General features: G+C 40.8%; 1 protein-coding gene (running past both ends of the window). It reads right to left on the bottom strand.

All 26,823 nt of this window come from inside a single coding sequence — locus K9L86_00250, 4-alpha-glucanotransferase, on the bottom strand. Of the gene's 137,664 coding nucleotides, 88,140 precede the window and 22,701 follow it; the stretch shown corresponds to coding positions 88,141-114,963, spanning codon 29,381 (complete) through codon 38,321 (complete); the first complete codon in reading order (the gene reads right to left) occupies positions 26,821 to 26,823. The start codon and the stop codon both lie outside this window.

The raw sequence follows: 26,823 nt of genomic DNA, 5'->3' as shown, positions 1-26,823 counted from the left end.
GTAATGATCGAACCTGACCATAGCTTTAAGAGCGGTTCTTCGAACCGAAGGATATACATCGGGCAGTTCTCTATTTATTATTTTAGCTACCAATTCCTGGCCGGCTTGATCGAGAAGTAATAGACAAACCACTTCTTCGATCTGCTCAAAGCTAAGTGAGCGGGCAGTCGGCCTTATTCCAGTTCCTTCGATAACCCCGGGATAATAATTATTCCACCACCTAGCCTCTAAACAAGTAGGCTGAACTTGAGTTTGTTTTCCATTATCAAGCGGCTCTAACTCTGTACCATATTCTAATTTTAATCTCAAGTAATCATCTACTGTAGCAACTAAAATACGATTGAGATGGTCCGGATCAAACTGACCATAAGTTATATCAATCAACAATGTTTCATCAATCACAACCCAATAATGTTTTTTATATAGCTGCTCATCAACCCGATAATAGCCAACAACTATTTTAACTAAGTGTCTCTGGCCAAAAACTTCTTCGCTGGCAGCGGCCAAAGCTAGGCTAGCAAGATCACACATACTTACCTGCCCATTACGAAAGCTCTCAGCCTGAAAGCGTGCCTCTCTTAATTGCTCTAAGGTTAAAAATATCGCCTGGCTATCTTCATTCAAAGCCTGATCAAGATTTGCAATGCTTAAAGTGGTTGAATCAATCGACTGTAATTTTTCAACTAATAAACTTTTTAATTGCCCAAAGCCTTGGTCTAGACTAACCCTTCTAGCAGCCTCGGTTTCCTGGCTACGACGTAAAGATTGTAAATATTGAAGTATGCCTAGGCCATTATTCAAAGGTCGCTGTAGTGAGTATTCCGGCTCAGAATGCTTACATTGCTGTATGTAACGATATAATATTGGTACGGTTGTAGTAAAGCCAACTAAACCCACGGCTTCACCGCCAAACATCCGCTGATCCCGCAAGAACCTGTTCATAGTGATTGCCCAAACTTTTGAAAAAACTGCCTGAGCCTTTTGATGCAATCGCTCATGTTCGGCTAAATCCGGCTGCTCCGGCGCTTCGTAAGCTTGGCCGCCGGGTAAAACATCATCATAGACTATCGGGCTTTGGGGATTTAAATCTAACATCCACCCTTGGGCTACATCAACAAAGGAATGTACCTGACAATGCTGATCAAAAAACAAAGCATCTTCTGTACCTAAGGCGCCACGTATTTCAACGGCTAACTTCCAAACCCGAAAATTCATCAATTCATACAAAGCTCGCCTTACCGCTAATTGATTAGCTTCCAAACTATCCGGATAAACAACAGCTACTCCGGGTAAAATTTGACTGATGTTTAACTCCGGTAAATTTACGGCTTGGGAGTCATACTCAGGAGGCTCAGGCAGAAAACCTAAATATCTATTTAGGGCAGCTGGCTCACTAAGCGGATTAGGCAAACCCAAACAGTCAAAAATTGCCCGGAAACTTTGCAGCTGGAATTGATAGCCGCCTTGATCCGGTACGCCTTGGGGATTAATAACCTTTATGCCCCGCGGACCTCTTATAAATTTAATTTTCGGCTGCCAGGCACGGGCTACGGTTTGTGAATTAGCTAAAAATCCCAAGAAATTTGTCCACTCTGCCTGTAACTCTAACTGTAAAGCTGAATCATTTAATACCGCCTGGGTAAGATTTCCGACTGTAAAGCGTCCGCTAAAATTCTCGGACTTAGTTCGAACATAATCCCTAAATGAACGCCGGTCACTATGGTATCGTTCTTCTTCATTAATATGGGTTATAACTGCTTTTACCAAGGTTGCTGGATCAGGTAAACTGCCAGACTCGGCAATTTGACGGTATAGCCCAGCCAGTGAATCACTCATCTGGATTAAACCCCGATCAAGAGCTTGCAGAATCCCTAAACGATAATTAAGCTTATCCTGATCTTTAGCTATCTCGCTAAGATAGCAAAAATGGCTGACACTTAAAATGGTTGCAAAAAACTCACGCAAGCCGCGATTAGCCACTGAAAGCCCCAAGGCACTAGTCATCACCTCATGATAAAGCGCTTCCTGAATCACCAGGCGTCGTAATTTTCTATCGGGAATATCAAAAATCCCTGTTTCAAGACGCAAAACGCCCCATAAAAAATCACCCAAAGCCTGGCTAAGACGAATCCAAAGCTGTACGTCATTGATACCGACAAACAAACCGCGGCCATAGGCTTTAGCTAATTTTTCAAAATAAAAGTTAATTTCATAAGAGTGACGATAATCTATTGGCCGGGATTTTGGCTCCTGGCTAGTTAACTCCCCGGAAACTTTAATTCCGCTTGGGCTAAGTTGAATCTGAGAAATTACCTCTTTCGGCCCGGTTGATGTCGGGCTTAAATAGACTCCCCTTTGAGATATTACTAAACTACTGGCTGAGTATAACTTTTGTTCACCGTTAGATTCAACCAAGCTAAGATGATTAAACTCTTGCTTACCATTATCCAAAGGCGTCCGCTCAATTAGACGCTGGCCAATCCAACGGCGATGCTCAAGCATGGACAAGGCTACTGAAAGATCAAAATCCTGATCGCCCTGCATTGGCATTCGAGTGGCCCAATTACGATCCATCATCCACTCAGGCAGATTAGGGTTATTTATCCACCAGTTGTCGGCTACTTCATCTCCGGCATAAACCATAGCTATATCCGAACTGCCTAAAAGGAAACGACTATTTAATTCTTTTAGACCGCCCGGGCCCTCCAAACGATGCCGTAAATAAGCGTGTCCGGCATAAGGATAGAACCCGTGTTCATGGTCAACACAAACCCGCGGCCCATCATGTAACTCTAAAGCTTTTGCGTTCCAACCCGGATTTAAATCAGGTCCGCCACCCCATTTCCACATCCGATAGAAATGCCAGTGATAATTATCAAAGCCCATTCTCTGAATACTTTCAAAACCCGGGCCAAGTAACTCGCCAAGCCTGAAAGCTCCATAAGAATTAAAAACGTTGTCTAATCTCCAAAGTAAATCATGACCCGGGGACTCCCAACTCTGAAAATTAGCAGCATAAGGACCGCGTTCCCAATGAATCCAAGGAAAAAGAAAATGAATAGCATCAGCCCGAACTCCCTGAGCGCCCAAATCACCTAAATAATAATGATAAGGGTTTAAGAAAGGTTCATAGTCCAACTCTCTTAATCTAGGCCAATTCCAAGGAACCAAAGATGTCCAGAATTGTTCAGGGTCACTACCGATTCCGGGTACACCGGGTGAACGATCAAAAAATTCATAATGCCTATCTCTTGAAATGATGTTTTGGGTCCAAAAATTAATACCACCCTTAGCATGAAAGAAAGGATTATCTAAAAGATAAAAGACACCAATATTGCGCAAACCTTCAAGCATATCGCGAGCCTGGCCGAAAGCAATCCATTGCTGGTATTGATAGAACTGAATTAAATCTGAATATTGCATATTTTTATTTTGCTCAGCAACGTTGTACTTGATAACATCTGGATGGGTATCCTGCCTAGGGCAATACATCCCTTCATGAACCCATAAACCAAAATCATTACCCAAGACATCATTGAAGGCCCGGTAATGACCAAGATGGGTTAAATCCCACTCCGGCCCTCTACTTCGCTGATTGTTAACAAACCTTTGAAAATCTTCCCAGCGCTGGCGGTATTGTTTTTCTCGATTGTCTCTGAGATTAAGAAAGGCGGCCTTTCCGATTAATAATTCACGTGGCCGGATTGATCGAAAATCAACGCTACGCTGTGAATGACCGTAATAATCGAACTTACCTAGAAAAGGTTGAGCCTCAGGGATAAGCCCCCAATCAATATAATCAGTATTAAAATAACGCCAATCAGCCGCATCATAAGGAGATTGCGACCAAGGTAACTGCAAAGAAAACGGTAAGAAAAGTATCGCTTGATGGCCTAAAGACAATACATGATCACGAACAAACGGCACTACATAAGTATATTTTCCAATTCCTGCGTCTTTAGCTGTATCGAAAAGTCGAGTGTAATATATCGGAAGTACGTATATACCAGAATGCAAAACTTTCCAAAAGTTAGCTGGCTGGCCATTATCCAAAGGCGCTCGGCCGTTATCTAGCGGCCCCTGCTGTTTACCTATATATATAGGGGCTACAGCAGAGAGAGGGCCCGCCAGCCACGGTGAGGTGTCCTCTCTTTTAACTGCTGTAACCGCTAATAAATCTATATTTTCTTTACCGTTGTCTAGGGGTCGAGTATTGTTTTCATCAAATAAATCAAGGATTCTTTGTTTGAAGACTGCTAATTCTGGATCTAACCCACCTAATAAATCATTAGGTAAGCTATGCATCCAGCGAGTAAGGCTAGCGCGATCGACTCCTAGATCATTAGCTGCTTGGTTGCGACCGCCAGAAGCCAAAATTGAATCAAAGATTGAACGAATGGTTAAGCCGGATGAATGTCGAAAATCAGCTCGAGCCATAACCTGAAATGCCTCACGGGCAACCTCAACAGCTGTAACTACCCATTTGGCTCGTTTCTTTCTAACGGCAGTTTCGGAAATTGCTGGCAGATACATCTCGGCTACTTCGCTGTTATTTGCTCTTAACCTCCGGAAAGTAAATAAAGCCTCTAAATATGACTCAACTAAAAATCCGATAAAATCCAGGCGTTCTTCATCAGTTCGACGGCCATTATCTAACGGCTGCATATTCGAAAATGGCAAAAGGCCTAAAGCTACATCCTTTACCGAAATCACCCGCACCCCCTTGTTAACCGGAGTTTGTTGCGGGCAAAACGGCCATTCTTTAGTGTAGCCAGTTTCCCAATAGTGAGCTTGAGTTGTGGCAACAGCCCGGTAGCAATTAACCGCGGTGATTGAAAAATAATCCGGCTTTATCGCCATATAATAAAGGCCCATACCATTCTTGCCGGCTCGTTTAAATGTTCTATGTGCCTGAACGGCTTCTTCTAAACGAACATGGTTGTAATCGTCATTAATAAAACCATCACCGCGATCTAGCAAACAATAAGTAAAGCGTACGGTTCGTCCTCTAAGCTGAGCCATCAAAAATAAGGCACCGTACTTTCCGCCGTGTTGCCAAAGATTATCAATAGCATGAATTATGCCAGCTCGATAATCTTTATAAACCTCGGAATCAAAATACTGCTCATGTTCAGCTAATACTTGATTTTTAAATCCGTTAAGCGGACCAAAGGCATCTATGCTAACTCTTAAAAAACCTGGCTCTTGTGCTGGCTTAAAATTTTTCTCAATCTGGCGAGCTATGCTTAAACTTGGCCCGGGATTAATCCAATCCAAGTTAGCCCAAACATTATCAATTTCATGAAGAAGGCTATGATCGATCCAATAAGAAGAAGGCATCGGAACTTCTGGCTTACCATTATCCAAGGGCTGCTGATTATCAACAATCAAGGAAGCGGCGGCTAAGCGGTTCTCAACATTAGCTAGAGTAATAAACTTATCTAAAGTCTGGCAACGTGCAGCTAAACCGAGCTCTCGATAGACATCTGGATTTTTATGAGCCAGTTCGTAAGCCACCCGCAGAGAGGTAGCTAAACCCAAAACGAATTCTCGTTGATTAAGCCGTTGATATAAATTAATTCTTTCCAAATAAGCCACATCGAAAACAACACCTCTATGCTGATCAGAATCCATTGAGTCATACACCTCTAAAGATTGACTAATTTCCTCCGGCGTATAGTTAATGCCCAACCAAGAAGCTTGCGCAAGCAAATCCTTTAATTGCGCTTTAAGGCCACCGATCAAAGAAGCGATAACCAGAGTACCTTTTCCGGTAGCCTCAGCCGCCACTAAGCCAAAACCTTCTTTTGATGAAGGCTGTATTGCTATTTTACGCGGTAAAGAAATAACTAACCTACCGTCTCTTTTTTCCATCTCAAGTTGTTGCTGTAAAGCATTAACCTCAAGAGCATTTATCTCAACACCGTTGAGTCGACCTATCTCTTTCCGAGAAAATGGCCGAGCAAACTGACCACCAACACGCAAGCTGCGTCTCTGGGCCCAATTTAAGGCTACTGTCCCGGGTTTATTCCCAAGACCGAGCAAAAACAAGGCTTTCCTAAGTTTAGGAAATTTCTTTCTAAGATAGCGAGAATAGGCATCGATCTTTTCAAAATCGCGTTTTCCCTTAGGGTTATCGTCAGCCATATTTCCGGCATAAACAAATTGTAAATCATTCTGCAATCCCGGATTATCCAAAAATAAACGCACAAAAGCCTGAATGGCCTCCAGCGGCCCCTTAAAAGGATCGAAACGTGATATTTCAACAACCGTAAATTTATTGGGATCTAAACCATATTTAACCATAGTTGCCCGAATAAAATTATCAGCTAGGGGAATATTTTTATAACTAAAAGGGTTAATTGCCGGAGGCATAATAAAGGTTGGCACGCCTTTAGTTTGGAGATGTAATCCTAAAGCAAATTCTTCGGTGTGATAAATAGCTATATCGGCCAACAATCTTCTAGTCGCAACTTGGGCAAGATTAACCGAAAGGGAATTAGCCTGCATCATTTGTTCAAAATCAACTGCTGCTCCAATCATACCCTCTCTCATTAAACGCTTTAAAAGATAGTCATAGAGTAATTTATCCCGTACTGGATCAAGACGGCCGCTAACCATATCGCTAACAAATTCGGCAATTTGACGATTAGGAGTAGAGGTGTCAATATGACAACGCCAAGCAAGATGAACCTCTGGATAAAAAGCCCTGATCAATGGTATTAGACCGACTATCTGAGGGTCTTCGGCAAAAAATAAATCAAGTCCATCAAAGTAACCATCCTGCTCAAGGCGTTCAAAATTTCCGATACTGGCTTCGTCAAACAAAGCTATTTCCTCTAAAGAAATATCTTCCTTGGCTGGCGACTGAAGTCCTTCATGAATATGCACAGTTACATTAAAGAAAGCACTGTGGCCATCCATAACAACCCACTCAGCAGCCATTCCAGCGCTGCACATAACTGAAACAATATCATGCATCATCTCGGCAACGCCACCACCAGATTCAGTAGCGTTCATCAAAACTATCTTCCTAACACCGGATTGATGTAAATTTATAACTTTTTCTCTAAGGGCTTCAAGACGCTCCCCCTTAACTAAACTAATAAAAGACTCAAGGCCTAAGCTAGAGCGAATATTTACCCTCATCTCCTGACGACGGGTTTGAGCTATTTTAGCCACAAACCGTGAAACCTCATATTCGCTAATTACTGCCGGGTGAGATTTGCTTTGCTTGCCATTATCTAAAGGCGGAGCTCGCACGATTGGACTAGTTTTTTCGCTTTTTCCGTTATCCAAAGGAACAGCGTCAAGGCTAAAGTTTCGACTAGCATTTACAGTAACTTTTGGCTTTAAATTACCAACTAAATATAAAGCAATCGCCTTTCGGAAACGAGCTGCTCTCCTAGCTTCAGCGGCAGCTGGCACCCCTTGACCCAATTGATATTCTTTCTCACGGCCTAAAAGATCGGTAACTTGGAGAATTACTTCCAACTGAACATGCCAGTAATTTCTTAATACTTCAATAATAGGCAATAGCTCCATTTCAACAAAATCAGCTCCGCGAGCTTGCCAATCAGCAAGATTAGCAGTGGTCTGACAACATAAACCTTCAGAATGCGCTCCCCGAGCGCCTACTGTATGAATCATGTCGTTAAAATCTTCATAACTTAAATTTAAATAGCTAAAAAGTCGATCAGCGTCAACTTGGTTAACCGGAAAACCAACTGCCTGAGGATCATCATCAATTAAACCCTGCATTATAACTGCATCATTTAAAGCAATATTATCAGCTACTGCTCCACAGGCTCCTAAAAATAAAACTCTTTCTATAGCTAAGCCACCTTGTTCGAGAGGGCTAACTACAAAGTCAAGAACTTGAGCAATTTGACTTCCGTAGGCATCACTAAGATCAATTAAAAGAATTTGGTTATCTCGGCTAAAGGTAATAACCGCATGATGAAAACCATCAACCTGAACTTCCCTTACGGTTGCTGCCGGATAAACTGCCTGAAGATCTTCCAAGCGTTCAGTGAGATTAAAACTAAATACACACTGGGTGAGCTTGCCGGCTAAATCAGCTAAATTATTCTGATAAATAGTTCGGTAAGCAGTTTTAAAATCTCGGACAAATATTTTTTCACGCGGCACACCCAAATATTTCAACATCGCCAAATAATGATTAAGGCGAGTCTTGCCTTGGACTCGTCTTAAAACATAGGTGACACCACTTTCTCGATTTACTACATACCAGCTTTCTTTAAGATTGGCCACCCCTACTGAAAGCTCACTAACTGTGGCTCCTTGAGCTCGCCATTGCCCAAGTAAAGTATTAGTGTCAACAACTAATCCACAATGGATTTCAATTGCCGCTTGGCCTTGGGCTACTGCTAAGGGTATTTCTTGAGGAATTCGATCGTCAACATAAGGCTCAATATCAATCAGACTTTCCGCAGGGCCAGAAGGAACATTTAAAGAACCATACTGCTCAAGATCGCAAAAACTAAAACCCGGCACATAACCGGCTCTTTCGCTGGATTGCGGCCGAACCGCATACATGGTTCGCTCAAACATCTCCGGTGCCCTAACCCGAGCCCAAATATAAAAATTATCAATAAACTGCCTGTGTCTATTTAGGAATTGATCGGTTAAAGTCTCTAGTTCAGAATCGCTTGCGCCTCTCTTTAGAGCTACTACAATCTGTTCGATAAAATCTAAACAAAGATTGCCATAACGATAAAGAATTTGTTCATATTCTCGAATACTAGCCTTATCAGTCCCGGCAAAATAAGCTAAGCGCAAACGTTGCAAGAATATCTCAAACTGAAAATAAGGTATCTCTTGATTAACTCTAGCTATACAGTTAAGTAGCCTTTGAACAACTGGTTCCGGCTGGCGTCTCCCAGCTAACTTAGCATAAGCGGTATTAGGAAATACAATTAGCTGATTAAACGGAAACAATAATAATTTAGGCACCTTAGCTAAACGCAAGAAAGCTACATTAGTCAAGCAATCATCCAGGCTCATTAAAGGGTCAAAATTAATAAAACCACCATCAATATGAAACCCGAGCCAAAGCAATATCCGAATAGCCATTCTAGTCTCAAAGGCCGATACAGCCTTATTGTAACGCTTAAGTTGAGGATCAGAACCACTCTCAAAACCAACAAAAACCGTAGTAAACCCGAGGCGGCGCATACGGATAAGCCGCAATATCTTTTTAAATTTACTCCATAAAGAATCAGCCCGACGATAAATGTGATAAGTCATAATTGAAGCATAAAAGGTAGTTGTCCTAGGTATACGTCCGCTTCGCTTTAGTTGCCTAATCCCGGAAAATAAAAGTTCTACTTGCTTTGGATCGCTACCCAATAAATCTTCAGCTACAATGTTGATTGTACTTTTACCGGAATTAACTTCTGCCTCGATACTCTTTAAAGTCTCAGCAACATTAAGCAAGCGCCATTGATTTTTTGGTATCTGAGCTCGACGACAACTATGCACACAAAAAGTGCAAGGCCGCGAACTAGCTTTTGAACAATCACGAGTTCCCTCAACAAAGCCAACATCCTGATACCAAGGAAGCGGCTGTTCATTGATCTTGCGAATATTTTTAGAAGGAGCCACGTAATCAGCTGCCGAAAGTACCTGAGGATAAGTAAATTTAGCTTCTCCGTTTTGATCAACATACCAAAGATTAGGAATTGACTCTCGGGCGTCGCCTTTAACAATTCCCAGCATAGCTTCTTCACCTTCGTTGGTTACTACTAAAGCTTCAGGAAAAGCTTTTAGGATTGCTGCTTCCTTGCCAGATATTCCCCGGTTACCAAAAACTAATCTCGTGTTAGGTGAAGCCTCTAAACTAGCTTGAATCTCTTGAGCAAAATCCATAGCCAAATCAAAATACATCGGATTAACTGAAAAACAAATAAAATCAGCTGAGGCCTGACTTAGATGCTCGCTAAATTGAGTAATCTGGCTAGGGTTATAATAAAAAACTTCCTGCTCTAACTCGCCGGAATAATTTTTCTCAATAAAACCGGCTAAAGTTTCAATGCCGGTTGCCGCAAACCAATAGCCGCGCCAACCACCAAAATTAATCCAAATAATTTTACGCGGTTGATGGCCGTTATCGAGTGGTTTAGATGACGCTTGTAGACTACTTGAACCAGATTCAACCCACTCACTAAGATAATAAATAAATATGCCGGACCAAATAATCCTTACATTGGCCACAATAAGGTCGATACTATCCGGCCAAAGTGACCAAGAAAGGCCTAACCAAAATCCCCACCAGCTGGCATTAAAAATCCAAAGACGTAGATAATTAACAATATGCTTTTTAATTGTTTTTTTACGGTAGCTGTCATAGTCAACAATATATCTTTGAATTAAATAGTTTAGCGGTAAACCGATGAAAGCTGAAAATAAAGTTATATCTAAAATAACCTTCCAAACATCACTGGGAACATTAGCTTTCAAAAATCCATACCAGGCACCAAAAACAATTAAACCTAAATATATTGATCCGGCTAAAGTCCAACGAAGTATCTTTCCGAAATTTTTACGGCTCAGGGTTTGGCCACTAATTGTCTGCTTTACATACATCCCAAAACCACAAGCTAGACCACCTAAAAACCCTTTAACTAACATTGCGTTTAAATCCGATGATTTAACTGTATCAACGTACCAATCACCAAAATAAATCGATAATCCGATAGCAAACCAGGGAACTATTACTAACGAAGCTAACCTCAAAGGACTTATCGGCAAACGCACTTTACCGTTATCGAGCGGAATAGCACTACTCTTTCTGACCGCAGTAATGATTTCTAAAGGCTTATCATAAATATCTAAGCCATGTTGAATGGTATAAGTAAAATGTCCATGGGCAACAGGCCCAAACTGGCGAACTCTAGCTATTGATTCACTAATATGTCTAATTTTATTTCTCTGGCCTAAAGAACCGCTACCTAAATATTTCCAAGTTTTTGAAATCTCGGTAGAATAGGCTTCAGTAGTAAAAACAACTAATAATCTGCCACCGAGTCTAGTCACAGTTGCAGCCTCAGCAAATAATCTGAAATGATCCTCAACGTAAGCTACCCCGTTAACCACTAAGACTAAATCAAAACGCTGATTCCACTGCTCAGGCAACTTATCCTGATTTAAATCTAAAACTAAGTAGCTAGGGTTACCTTTTAAGTTAGGATTCAATTCTAACTCTTGCGCCCTTATGCCTACGCCAATACACTCTTCAACCTGAACTTGGTTCAAGGTCGGTATATAGGTATGGGCTCCACTGAAAAGATCTAGAACTCTAAATGTCTGGCTATCTCCATTAGCTCTAAAAAATTTAGCCACTGCTTGATATACAACGCCTTCAGCTTCAGGAACAAGATAAGGCTCAGTTCTAGTTTCTTGTTCAAAACGAGAAATAGTCCTAGCTTTTCCATTATTGAGTGGTTGCTGGCTAGCCTCTGTATCGGGGCTTACTAAATCAAAAGCCCGAACCCCCCACATCCTTACTGTTTCCTCATCGTAAGGGAAAACCATTCTTGAACTTTCCCGATCGTATTCGGATCCGAATAGATCTCCTTGGCCAGAAATAAAATCTTCTCTTTTTAACGGGTTATTTATAAAATAATCGGCAATCCGTTCATCAAGGAAAACACCGTCTATTTCTAAAAAGGCTTCAAACATCTGTTGGTTGTAGCTATCTAAATTTCTAACAAAACCTGCAGCTCGATCAGCTGAATCAGAAAGATCACCGAGATCAAAAATTACAATACTATCATTAACCTTTAATATCCCGTAATTTCCCACAATATTAAAAGTATCATCATCAATAACCCCTTGTTTATACATAGCAATTATAAGCTGTTTAAACTTATCAACATAGGTAATTGCCTTTAATACATCTTGGTCCTTAGAGCCTCGACGACCTAAACGTTTTAAATACTCAATTAACGGTAAAACTTTTTGTTGGACGATAGCGATTTGAGTTTCAATCCTTCTAGGATGTCCAGCTTGATCAATAACGTTAAAAACAAAAGACCTAACCTCTGGCCAACGGGCATCAATAATCATTGTGCTGGCAGCTAAGCCTGTGCCTAAACGATTAATGGCGATGCGGACTCCGTTTAAAGAATAAAGATCAGCATTACGCAAAGAAGCTTCGCTGCTAGCAATTTTAACTGCTAGGCCATCGTCAATATTTTCATCTTTATAGCAAATTAGAAAACGACCAACTCCAGCATAAATAAGCGGCTCAGTTACGGTAATCGGGCTTGAATCATGGCTTAAATTTCCAACCTGGCGCTTTAAGGCTTTGCTAACTGCGCCTAGCAAGAAAGCTCCGTCTAATTGGCTAGCTTCATCTATACCGATTCTAGTTAAAATTCTTCTCTTAGCTCCAATGCTTCTTTGTTGGTCTACGTCCGCTAATACTTCCGTATCCACAGTTCTGAGTTTTTGGCTAAACCGATCTAAAATATCCCACTTACTTTCACCTTTATCTGAACGCCGCCTAGGTCTTCGGCCATTATCAAGCGGTTTCGCCTCATCTAATCTATCAAGAAAATATTGAAATATTTCCTTAACTAAATCGTTACCTTTTGTAAGATAACGACTAGCTGTAGTTATACAAACTTCAAAATGTAAACCATATATATCAGAAAATACCTCAGATAGCTCAGTTAAAATTTGGCTAACTTCTGAACCTTCTTGTTCAATTTGTTCAAGTAACTGATCGAGCCGCTCATCAACTTGAATTAACCTTCTCATTATCTCTGAAATTATAGTACTCTGAATTTTAGCTATATTCTCAATAAAGGTTTGAAAATGAAGAATACTATCTTTGTGTATTGAAACTAACTCTTTTAATTCGGTTACTGCCTCAAACAGATATCCGCTATCGGCTTCTAAATTGGTGAGAACAGCTAGAACTTCATCTCGCCACTCTTCAATTTCGGCATAAAACTGGTAACGAAAAACACCCACCACCCTCTCATTGGTTTCAAGCAAAGAAGTTAATGACTGAGGAAATTCTCCAAGCTGAGGTTGACCAACTAATTCCTCAAATCTTTCACGAAAACCAGCCAAGTCTTGCAAAAACTGGTCAGTATTTTTAAACCAGTAATTTTTTGGTGAACTTTGTTGCCACTGAACTAATTCTCCCAAAGCCATAAAAAACCTTTTATTTGCTTCATAAACTGACAAAGGTCGGCCGTTATCTAAAGGACTATCAGCTAATTCTAAAGTTCTCTCAAGATCAAGTATTGCCTGAGGTTGAGCTGTTTGATTCGGAAGAATAATTAATTTAACCCGGCCTAAATTTCTTATCGTTTTTAACAAATTGTATATCTCGCCGGTTAACATAAATAGACCTTTCTGACGAAGCTCACGAGTTATTCCATAACTAAGCGGACCAAGTGCGCCTAATAAATTAAGTCGATCAACCCCTTCACTAATTTCTAAATCTTGCCAACTAAAACAATCAAGGGCTCTAAAGGCAATCCGACCAACTTCATTATCCAGCAAACCAGCCGGCTTATTAGTAATGTGAACCATCGGAGCTTGGTTAGCACTCATGGTAACAACAATAAAAGCATTCTGTTTAGTCGGTGATTCTTTCTGTTTACCCTGGGAGTTCTTAGGTAAAAGTGCCGAGAATACAGCACCCACCGGAGTGCTTTGACGCTGTGCTTTAATATCAGCAGCTAATTTTAATAATCTACGTGCAAGAGTCGGTAGCGCTTCTCTTTTATCAAGACTTAAAGCCCGTTGCATTAAAACACAATCATCTTCAATTCGCGCAACTAAAATATCTAAAGCTAATAAGTCAGCTGGCTGATCAATTGCTACTATCCGACTTTGGCGTTCAGCAATAATTGCTCTGATTTCACCTAAATTGCCGTTAGCTGATTCAAAAATCTGATGTATTCCTCTAACCCCGCGATTTTCTGGAAGAAGTCTTTCGTTAAGTTTCTCAAGGGTGGCCGCACGCTGGGCTAAACTTAAAGCCCGATTGTAACCAAGAACTGGTTCAATTGTACCGATAGCTAAACGAAACAATAAAAAGTATAAATCAAGCGATATCAATCGTAATCTTAGATAAGGTGATTTAATATCGATGAACACATCTTTAAACAACCGCTCAGCTTCCTCAGAGCTTACTCCTTGAGGAAGAATTGTTTCCGGAAGATGGATAGATGCTCCCTCAAAAACAACAGCTGCTAAGCTTTTTTCAATTTCTTTAGCTGCCTGCCAACGCTCTTGAGAAACAATAATCGCACTCCTAAGCTGATTAAACTGAGCTGGTCGATTTTGGCTCCGGCTGATGGTAACCGCCATACTAATGGCCGGTTCTAAAATACCACTAAAACTATTTAATAAATTATTATGACATTGCTGACAGTTAGTTTGAGCCCGTTTAGCTTCTTCAGCCAATTCATAGTAACGGAATACCTCTTCCTGTAAAGCATCACTATGTTCCAGATCTGCTGGTTTACTCATAATTGCAACTAAACCCACCTGGGTGGCAGTGAAACGAATTCCCAATGGACCAAAGCGTTGATTAAGCATCGCCAAATGATCTCTTACTGCTTTTTCAGTTTCCAAGAAACTCTCAGCGGCTAAGCTTAAACTCGCTATCTGTTCATCCCACTCAGCTAAACCTTGAGGAGCTATCTGGGCAGTCATAGCTTCGATTTCAGCATCAGAATAAGGGTTATTCTTTCCGTTATCAAGCGGTTCACCCTTAGGGGTCGCTACTATATCGCTAAGGGTTACACCAGTCGTTAGTCGCTCAGCTAATTCAAAAAATCTCGGATCGCGACAAATCATTCCCAAGTATACCGGTCGATTTAGGTTCTTAGGATTAGAAACCATTAATCTAACTAACCCTTCATCTCCTCTCAATTTCTTAGAGCTTTGTCTTTCAAAAATAAATATAAAATCAGCGCTGGTCCTTCCATCTTTAAGCATTCGATATCCTAAAATTTCATAACCCGGATACAAATCACCGGGCAAACGCGGCCTACCATTCTTAGTTCTCCATTCAAACTCATCGCCCAAGTTTACAAACTCAGCTAACTCTTGATATCGGGAATTTATCCATTCTCTGAGCCTAGGACTTTTTAGGCCAATCTCTGAACCAAAACTACCAACCCGAATTACTTTTACTAATCTAGTCGGTCGCCCAGCGGTCCTTACCTCAATTAAGGTTTCTCCAGGGAGTAAACCACTGTGATTACGAACTGAACCACCGGAAGAAATATTATGAGTTATCTCAACTGAAGGATTAGCTCTTAAATATATACCTAACTGTCTTCTTAGGTAGCTAAGTGACACTGTTAGCTCGCCAACTCGCATTAATATTTCACTGGTTTGGCTAATTGTATGAGGCGGACCTTGAGACAGCTCAGCCTGGGATTGTTTAAGTAACTGTGGTAATAATTTTGCTATCGGAATACGCTTGTCTGGACTCTGGTCTTTATCTTTTCCGTTATCGAGCGGTTTATCGTGACCAGATTTAGGTTTTCTTTTATTAGTATCTACACTAAAGAAACGCGAGAAAGACCCTTTGACATAATATTTATCTAGGCCAGATGATCTTTGTCTTAAAAAATATAATCCCATTGAACGAGCATAGGCCGATAGACCCTTAGGCTTAGTTTTCTTTCTGGATCGTTTTATCAAATCATTTACTTCGACAATTAGTATACGAACTACTATATAAAAAAAGTTAAGCATTACTACAGCTATCATTATCATTCCTGAAACTACAAGTATTTTTGTGATTACTTCTCCATAAGGTATATGCTCAGCAGCAGCTAAAGCCGGAATCAGAGATTGTCTGCCGTTGTCTAAAGGACTGGCTTGCCTCTTCCATCCCAAAGTCCAACGTAAACCTTTATTAACCTCACTTTTGCCTCTCGGCTGCAAAGTAACTACCGGCATAAACAATCCTGAACGAACTTCAACATCTAATATTGACCTAGCCCACCTTATGCCTCTGGTTTCAAGCATCACGCTGTCCGGATCAAGCACGATATGAACAATTCCTCGACTTAATTCCCTCTTGTCTAAATCAGCTGTATCTTCAGCAATAGCTAGTAGCTCTAACTTATCAGCGAAAAGCTGATCCGGATTAGCAATACCCAAACCCTGGTCAAAACCAACAACCGTTAATTCTTTTTCACCCAGCCAACCTTGACGATAATCCGCCTTAAATTCTCCACCCCTTCCGTGACGCATAATATTTAAAAACAGCTCATAACAAGGAGCAATAACTCTGTTTACGGTTAGGGTTATTCCCTTAACTAACCTAAGATCACCGGGCATACCCCAACCTTTGTCAGATAATTTAGCATTTAAACGATTTGAATAAATTGCGGCGAGTTTAGCTGAGTGAGCTCTATCGCTAAGACTCGGTACCTGCTCCCTTAGAATAGTTTTTTGCTGGTCAATAGTTCTTCCGTTATCCAAAGGCTCATCATTTTTATCTACCAACAAAGCTTCCAACTTAACACTAGCCGAATTAAAACCGACTTGCCCTCTTTTAAGAAATAACTCAAATTCTAATTGCTTAACTATTCCCGGTAAATCTACCGGCGAACTCATGTGATGGTAGGCGTCTCGAGCTATTTCAAGTAAAATCTTGATATCAGCTATTTCTCTTCTAATTTGGCTGTTATCCTTTCTCTGCTGAACTAATTTCTCTCGAGCTTGCTGTGAAAAATATCTTTGTAGTCGCGGATCATTAACGTATTGGGCAAAGTCTCTAACCCCTTGAGCAACCCGCTCGGCAGCATTCATAGAACCACCACAATCATCCATAACTTGGACTAAATTAAAACGGTAAAGATCAAAATTCAAAATACCCCACTCAGCTGGACTGATAAAAGCTGGCCGAGCAACTATACCTCCATTAATTAATAAATCTCTGACTCCTTGTTCAAATAACTTCATTACCTTAAGTCTAGCTTGAATTTCCGATAGGCTTGCCGCTGAACCAGCCGCAGCACCGGCAAACTCCGGCAAGCTTCCACCACAAAAGGCACAAAGCCCACCGAGAAGAGATCTAATCTCGAAATCGCGACGGCTGACACCCTCTGATTTAGCTTGATCATCATTTGTCTTACGACCATTATCTAAAGGTATCTGTGTCTCTAAGGTAGTCATCAACTCAATCAAAGCTAAAGCATCGCCAAAGGTCTTAACTTTTTTCCGTGGATTACTAAACCCGAAAGCCCCGCCATCAAAATTAGAAAGCCAAATCGTGTCAATATACTCTGGAGTATAACCCATCTGGAGAAAGACTTCCTTAATTAACAAAGCAATTTTTGAAAAATCACCGAATAATTTAGCTTTGGCTCTAAAAGCTATGTCTAAATCTTTACTAAGTAACTCAGTTTTATCTATAAAAGAATTAGGAAATATGGCTACACTATCGGCTTTTTCATCTTCAACTCTAAAAAAGAGCACAATTCGAGCAAAACCTCTATCTACTTGAATACCAGAAGCCTGAGCAATCAAAGAATGATTAATTGCAAAACCATCTAGCTTGGCCCGATCAGCCGAGGCAAAAATCGGAATATTCCCCTGATCGTCATGGACTAATACCGCACTAATTTCTTTATGCATTCCTTTGATTTGAGCCTTAGCTAAATTATCTAAAAAACAAGGAACAATTTTGGAAGCAGCATTGCTAAAATGAGTATTCCGCGCCACACTTAAATGGTAATCCATATTTCCTGGCTTTAAAACTACTTTTGCTTTTCCGTTATCAAGCGGCTTTTGACGACCTAGCCAAACTCCGCTACGTCGCAGGTCAGCCTCTCTTAAAGGAGTCGGTTTCCTTCCGATAACCTGATTGGGCATATTAAGGCGTAAACTTTTTAAGATAAGTTCACCTTTGCGTTCAGGATCTTTACCGAACACCTCTGGTCGATTCGCATAAAGTCTCTGAACTGCATCAATTAACTCTGGATCACCTTGAGCTAGTTGTGGCAAGTGAGTAATTGCTGAAACTAATGTGCACATTAGCTCCATAAAACCCGGGGTTCCGTGATCGAAAAAATACTGATTAAACTCATAGCGAGCCTTTAATACTGGATCTAAAGATAAGAGCTTTGAAAATAAATCTGTCGATTCAGTAAAATCTCTCAATAAAAACTTATCGGAAACTACTAAATTAACATAACCACGCATCTTACGTTGAACAAGCCTTCGGGTACTTTCATCAATGAAACTAACACGCTCAGTCATCTTACCTAAAATATCAAGTAGTAAATCACGCAGATAAGGCGATCTAACTTCCGCTAAAGGATTAGCTAAAAGAATCATGGTACTGCCTTTGGTCTCAGCCAAGCAATACTGTTTATGTCCCGGAAGCAAACTCTTATCGCGTGGAGTTTGATCGCCAGCATAAAGAGCTAAATCATCTGAATCTAAACCATCGACCTTTCTAAAACCGAAAATTGATGTTGTAGTATGGATGGCTGCTGAAATAGCTGCGCTATATTGAGATCTGCGCGCCTGTTCGCGCGGGCTCGGGCCTAAATCTTTTTCGCGGACTAGCTGACTTACTCTTTTATGGGTAATAAGTTCTTGGGAGCCTTGCCACCAAACCCCGGCCTCAGCTATTTTCTTATCGCTAAGATGAAAAGCTATAGCCGCCTTAGCCGGATCATCGCTTTTAGCCACATATTGTTTTATGGCTACCTCAACTATTGGAACAGCTTTCACCCCTTCCCCCCTAAGAATAGCTCTTAACCAACTAGATGAACGCAAAGTACAAGTTTTACTAATTGTAACTTCTAAACCGCTTTTTCCGGCCTGAAGTAACCTAACTGCGGCTCTTCCATAAGCCTCTCCCAATCTAGTATCGTAATCATCTGAAGGAAGGCCTCTTAAAATATAGCCTAAAATCGATAAACGAACATTCTGCATTACCTCGCCCTTAGCCTTATAACGCAAGTCAGTACCAAAATAATGTGGGTACTTAAGTTTAATCGCTTGATAAAGCCTATTTATATCGGCATCATGCTTGGCCAAGCGTGGCAAATAACGAATAGCTAAAGACAAGTACTCAGCTATTCCTGATAATTTGGGGTTACCATGTACATCGGTTTGGCCTTTAGAATAAAATTTAGCCTTAAGAAACGGTATAATATCTAAGAATTTATAAAACAGCGGCCCTCCAAAGATACGATCTTTTTCCTGGAAATCTCTAAAGCTATAACCTTCAGCCATAGCGATAGTCAAATAACCTTCCTCTAAAATAACTGACAAAGCTTTAATTAAAACATCCTTAAAGCCAGCGCTTTTTTCCGGGAGAAGAATAAAGTTAGCTCCAGCAACCTGCTGAGCTGCCAAAAAGGTTAGCCAGCCAGCATCACGTCCCATAAATTCAATAACTTGAACAAAATGATCCTCTTGGGCCATGCGATGAGCCCGTAGGTAAAGTCGCCGGGCCTCAGAAATAGCACTATGTGACCCTAAAGATTCCGCCAAAAAGTCATAATCAATAGTTTTGGGAATAGCTATAGTTGCTATGCCGCTTTCAGCTAGCTCGCCGGTTTGCTTAGAATGGTCATCACCAACAACAAAAATTACTCCGGCAAAAGCAGCGCAATTAACTAAAATATTTTCGCGTTTATCCTTAAATTTAGCCCGAGAAGACCCAACATGAATACTCGGCATTCCTTTTAATCGCTCAATGCCTTCGGAAGTAATATAAATAAGTTGATCAACGAATAAATCCGGATTAGCCCCTAACCCTTCAAAACCATTCAACACCCCTAATACTTTATAACCATATTTATCAGCCTCTCTAACTGCACCATAATAAGCTGAATTTGGCCCGGCACAATCACCGCCGCTCATGGCAAATAAATAAGTTTTAGCTGGATCAATATTATTAAGTCTTAAGAAAACCCTGAGTCTGGTTGGCAATGAATCTAGAGTTCTTTTGCCATTGTCGAGCGGAACAGATATATAATCCGGCAAGGGAGCTGGATCCCGCCAGCCACGGTGAGGAGACCAGATCTCACCTTGCCGAATTCTATTTTTACCATTGTCTAAAGGCTTAGAAACCCCTTCTTCTCGAGGAATAAAAGCCATGGCTTCAATTTCAACTAACCACTCTGGCCGACAGACATCAGCCAAAAGATATAGGGCCGGAGTATCGGGAAAATGCTTTTCAACTACCGACCTTACAGTCTGATAATCCTGCCAATTCTTGATATACACTCTTAATTGCGGTATATCTTTTAACTGGGCTCCAGCCTGACCAACTACTAATCTTAAATTATCAATCGTGGTCTCAGCTTGACCTCTTACATCACCAACAGAGACTACCTTTTCACCTTTAACTGAAGCTGTTCCAGAAATGATTATCCAAATGTAATCCATAAATACAGCCATACCACGGCTAAAAGCCGGGGAAGCTTTTTTCTTTTTCTTTTCTCCCTTGGGTAATACTTTTTTGGAATAAGCATGAGCCGGAGTTTGTTCGGGGTTTTCAATAAACTGAATTAAAACATCGCCTCGATTACTTTCAGCGAACAAAGCTAAAGCTTCAAAAACAAAAGCCGGACCAATGGCAACGTTTATTCCTTGGGCTTGAAATTCCGGCAAAGCACCGATTCCGGTTGAAGCCGGAGGCCTGACTCGGGCTAATTTGAATAATATTTTTTCGAATTTCTTTATTCGATGAGTAAAAGAAAACTTTAAAAACCAAAAAGCAATCCTCGTTCGCCAGGAAAGAAGCCAAGAAGATGGACAATGCAGACGACGGCCAAAAATAACCCCTGATCCAGAATCAGCCGTATCAAATAAAACGCGTCGGGCTTGATTAAGCTTTTGATATCTCTCTTGAGTTTTTTCTTGATCATCAAAACCAACTATCTCACGTTCAAAAAGCCAGGTTCTAATTACATCTTCAAATTTAAAGCTTACCGCGCCAAGCCTAACTTCTTCTAAAACAGTCTGTAACTTTAAAAAAGTATTATAGGCCTGCTGATAGGTATCAGTTAAATTAGCATCCGGTTCAATTCCAGCCACATAAAGCATCCAAAGTCCGTCAGCATTAATTAAGGTTGCATATTTATTTACTCGGTAGACTTGGACCCCCTCCCCCTTAATGACAATCAATTCAGTAGCAGCTAGCTCACCGGTTATCGGCGGCTGATGAATAAAACTGGTTGCCGGAGGCGCCCTTCCATAATAATTACCTAGCATTTCTTTAACCTCGGGTCTTTGGCTCGGATCACGTAAAAACATATCCTGTTTAACCACATCACTATTATTAAAACCCTCTCTAGCTAAGGCTGAATCTACTTGTGAAATTATGCTCTGAGTTTGAGTTTCTAAAGAAGCTTGTTTATCTTGCGGCAAAACATTAATAATCATCACTCTATGTCTAGGACCGTTAATCACTGAATAGCCTAGAGTTTCTGAAGGTTTAAACTTTTGCATGAACGGTTTACCATTATCAAGAGGCACTCGGCCGTTATCCAAAGGAATTGATTTAGGTGAATTTTGTTTTTGACTTAATTCCGGCATCAATAACTCCGGATATGGCTCATTAACTGAATCACCACTATGCCATCTTCTTAGCCAATAACGCACGCGCGAATCCTGTAAAAGTTCAGCGGCAAAACTGCTAGCAATCGGATGGACCGCATGAAGACCAGATAACCAACGATCAACGCCCTGAGGGACTGTGACAAAAAGCTGCCGCATTTGTTCTATAATCTCCTCGGCTGGCACAGTTGAAAGCATCTGCCAAAGCGGATCACGCTGATAGGCTTCATGTAGCTGACTAACATTCATAAAATCAAAACTCCACTGCCGAGGATTGCCATAGCCCCAGAAAAAAGGATTAGCTAAAACCCAAAGGTCACTTTGCGCCACAAATTGCACATAGCGCGACCCATTGCTTTGCCATGACGACCAAACCGGGCGGTTAAGCCGGTAAGCTTCAATCTGCTTTTCTCTTAAAGCAAGGCGACCCTTATTAGCATGACTTATAGCAATCGATTCAGGATGTATAATGAGAATACGACTATTAGACAATTGAATACCAACCTTACAATTTGTTAAATGATACATTTCAAACATGTCTACGGCAGTAATAGCGCCATTAGACGGCTGAATAAGAAATTTTCCCTTAAGCGCTTGCCGCACTGATTCAAGATAAGTTATAATCTCATCGCCCAATAAAGGAACGGCTATACCAAGTTCTATGCGGTATTGTATTGAACTATCCAATCTGCCGTAAGCGTCAACAATATGCTTAATCCGCTCAAGGCCTTCGGGCAAAAGCCCACTATTGATAACCAGTCTGATGATTGCTTTCTCAGCAAGAGCGTTTAGCATACGCTCAGCAGCCTCTACGTCTCGAGCCCAAATACCATTACTAAATACATTAATAAATCCAGCTTGCTGACGTCGGGTAGCTGCCTCAAGAGCAGCAAATAAAACTTTCCGATTCATTGAAGGTTCCCCGCCGGTGAAACTAAACGGCGCCAAAGAAAAGGTTTCTGCCTCCATAAACTGACTGACTATGTCTACGGCCTCGGCTTCGCTTAAACGGTGAAGGTTTCTCCGGGCCGGGCCTTTTGGCGTGTGATGATATAAACACCAAGGACACTCATAGCAACAGACCTCAGTTACCTGTAGATCAACTCCTACCTGTTCAACCGGTACCATTTGTTCATCAGAAAGTTTTATCTCTCTACTTGCAATCTCAGACCAAATATCAACGGCAATTTTCCTCACCCACAGCAAAGATAAATCTTCCTCAGCTGTCTGCTGTTCATAGATTACCCTTAAGGTTCTTTCGGCCTTAGACCACTGCTGGCGCTGGGTTTCATATAAATGGATGAAACATTCTAGAAGACGTGACCTGAAATCGTAATTATTTTCATACATTTCCCTGAAGCCAGAAAGCAAGTCTCTCAAAGCGTCACCGTCTTTAAAAACGTCTAAGCTCTCAAATATTGCAATTGCTTTCTGATAATTTCTATTTAACAGCATTCCTGGCAATTGGCTAATATCGACTGTAAGAAAGGGATCTTTACCATTATCAAGGGGAGACTGCACGCCCAAGGTTTCCTCTAGGTACCTATTCTGGGCAAGCTCATTAGCTGCTTCGATTCCCGATCGAGCAAGAAGTTGTATTATTATATTATCGCAATCATCAGCTAAAAGGTCCCTAAACACCAAAGATAGTTTTATGAAATCTTGGCTACCAATTCTTTGACCACTAAACATTTTCAACCCTTGCTCAACTATTTTATATTTTGATTTAGGAAACGATTTGGAATAAAAATAAACAAATATAACTAATCCGAAAAAGCCAACCACAAACCCTCCAGCCAAAGTATGGATAATCAAAACACCAACTATAGCAAAAAGGATAAAACCAACTGCAGCGTATAATACTTCCCCAAAAACTCTGACTTGGTTATAAGCTACCTCTAACTCTAAAATGCCTGCTCTTTGCCTAAATACATCAAGATGTGGAACTGGTAAACTCGCTTGAGCAAGGTTAGATTCGCCTCCTCGGTATGGTCTTGGCAAATCATAATAAGGCATTCCTTTTAAATCCCAAAATTTAGCTGTTAATGAATACCTGCCTTCACAATACTCCATAGCGCCCTCGTTCACAAAGCTGCTTAAAGCTCTCTTGAGCATAGGCAGACTAAGTTCAGCACCAAACCTTACTTTTACCATTTCAAAAATATCATTTAAAGTAAATGGCAAATGTAAAAGATGCACACGGACGATTTCCCTGGTTATGCTTCCGTAAATAACTTCCGAAAGATGTGAGCCATCTATAGATAGCTGACCTTCGTTAATTAAGCCTAAAATAGACAGCATGGTATTTATTAATCTATCACTATATCTAAGATCAATCTCTGGGTATTGAGAACTTGATGAGCAATTAACTAAATCTTCCAAATAATCAAGTAAAATAACAGTTTGATCAGCCATAACCTCTTTGAATAATGCTTGTGTCTCCGGTGATAGCTCACCAAACCGTGAAGAACGAAAAATTATCTTAATAATCCAAAAGAATAGCATTTGGCTTTTTTCCCAAGATTTTAAAGCCCACAACAAAGTAGCAGCATCTTGATCCTCATAAACGTATTCATAGGCTAACTGACTTGCATTATATCGCTCTGCATCCACAAGACCATCTACCACCAGTTGATCAGTGCACATAGCACCCCTTAAAGGATAGTAAGTTCTAAGCGGATAGGTAATTTTTTTATCCATCCCGGTTCTTCGTAAAAATGCAATATCCTCTCGCAGCTCCTCGATTGTGACCTTTTGATCAAACATAATAAAACCAGGAACATTGTGTATGCCTGCTTCATCGATTATCCGTAAGGCCATTTCATTTTCAAATACTGTGGCATCTTTTCCGTATCGAGCAAGCTGAGTAGGAGAACCTGACTCGATACCTGTAAATAAAACCACTAAGCCAGCTTGTTTTAATCTTGTAAGTGCCTCTATCCTCAGCTCGTTATCGGCTTCAATCTGAGCCCTAGCTTTAGTATCACCTTCTGGTTGGACATAGATTGATCTCACGCTAGCTGAACTGCCAAAGGTTAAATCGGGATGAATCTCGCCTCGTGCCTTAGCAAAAATAATTCTCTGGGCAAGCTCCATAACCCGTACAAGGCCTCCACCAAAAATATCTTCATCAACGAAATTAACAAATCTGGCTCCTTGACGACTTACATCAGCCATATCTCTTATGACATCCTCAAGCGGACGTCCACGCCAACCTACTTGAGAAAATTCTGCTCCTTCCAAATAAGTCTTACGACTACACATTGCACAATTATGCGAACAAGAACGGCTTGTTTCTAAAAATACGACCCCGCCGGTTCTGATGACGTGAGAAAAAATATCCCGCTGAGGCATTCCAATATCAGACAAATCAGTGCGTTGTTGAGGTAAATTTACTCTCGGTACCCCTTGATGTATATAGGCAAAATTGGTAATCTGCAAAAGACCCATCTCCCCCCGGTAATAACGCACAAAATCTCGTATAGTATTTTCTCCTTCTCCAGTACAAATTCCAACTTCTGGAAATTCCTTTAAAATCAATCCTAAATTATATTTAGCCAACACATTGCCAAGTATCACTAAAGGCCTAACTTCTTCTGGCAAAGTACGTATATAAGCCATTAATTCTCTTAAATAATCTAAACTACCAAAAAACAAAGATAATCCTAAGATGTCCGGCTGTTCTTTTCTTATCCTTTCCTTTACCCCTTCAAGGCCTCCCTTTTCAACAAGAGGGTGGACCGTGGCAACGTCTACCGTGCCCTTAAACTCATCTCTTAATACTCCAGCTAACACGGAAATACTCAAGGGTTCATCTATTTTGGTTTCATCTCTGATCGGACTTAGAAAACCCAGCATTACTCTAAGGTGGCTGCCTGTTTCTTTAGGTTTATCTCTATTTTCTAATAAAGGTTTACCATTATCGAGAGGCACTCGGCCATTATCTAAGGGTTGCCCAGAACCAGTAAAATCATCAAGATTAAATAAGGTAAGTTGGATTGGTTTTAAACCAGCTAATTCGGCTAGGGAAACTTTTCTTCTTTGAAAATATTCTGGCGGAGCCCGTTGTCGCGAAGTAAGCATCCAGCCAGTTAAGCCTAAATCAACCTCACCGTTATCAGCCAACGGCCAAATCGGAAGTTGCCAAAATTTTTCATCTCCGTTATCGACTCGTCCCAAAACTTTAGCTGATTTTATCTGCCGATATTGAGCATGCTGCGGCTCAAAATGCTTTCGAACCATCCAATCAACTAACTGCCTAAGCACATAGCTTCCTTTTTTATAATCCGACCAATGTCTAATCGTATTTACGTGCCGCCGTAGACTACTTAAAGCCTCATCAATTAAAGGCACAATTATCACTCCAATACTACCAGAAGCTTTAGCCCTTTCTATCTGGGTAGTTAGCTCTTGGAGATTTCTCTCTAATTTTCTAAGAACAGCTATCTTGCGTGATCCTTGATCCGGTAAACTTGAATCAAAGCCAAAGCTTACCAAATCTACTGCAGCCTGAATTTCAGAATCAGCTAAACGCTGTTTTAATAATTCCAATTTTGCCTTAACGTCAAACAAAATCCTATTTCTTAAAGATTTTCTTACTTCAGTTACTCTGCTTTTTACTCTTCGGCGATTGGTTAAAAGTACTTGCTCCTCATCTCGATGAACAGCATCAGAAGGAAACCAAGAAACTTCCGATAAAAGCCTGCGTTCTTGCGGCGTAGTCTGGCGATGGTCATCATGACCATAAAGCCAATCTAAAGGATGACGACCAAATATATTATCTTCTTGGTTGTGACCAATTAATTTAGCAATAGTAATTATTCTAGCGGCGGCATCTTTACGTACATTTGCCTCAGTTGAGCCCAAAGATTCAATAAGTTTCTCAGCAACAAGTCTTTGATGCCTAGCTATGAAATCTAACCAATAAAGAGTTTCCTGAGCGGTCTTAGTCCAAACTAATAATACCTGTGGCGTAGCCGGTTGAGCTAGAGTTACCTCGTTTTTAGTAAAATCATACTCTTCATAGCTTATCGCTCGGCTTTTTAAATAATCAGCATAGCCGGTTGCCGACTCTAAATTTATAAATCTACTAGTTGCTTCAAGCGGAACAAATATCACCGTAGTTCTTCCAGCTTGATTTAAAGCATCGATTAATTCGCTAAAAGTCATCTGCAAGCATATTTCAAGCTCACCTCCGCTTAGAATAAAAACATCTCCCCGGCTAACAAT

Source organism: Candidatus Omnitrophota bacterium (assembly GCA_021735655.1).
Classification (GTDB): domain Bacteria; phylum Omnitrophota; class Gorgyraeia; order Duberdicusellales; family 4484-171; genus JAHKAJ01.
This window is presented reverse-complemented; position numbering and strand designations above follow the sequence as displayed.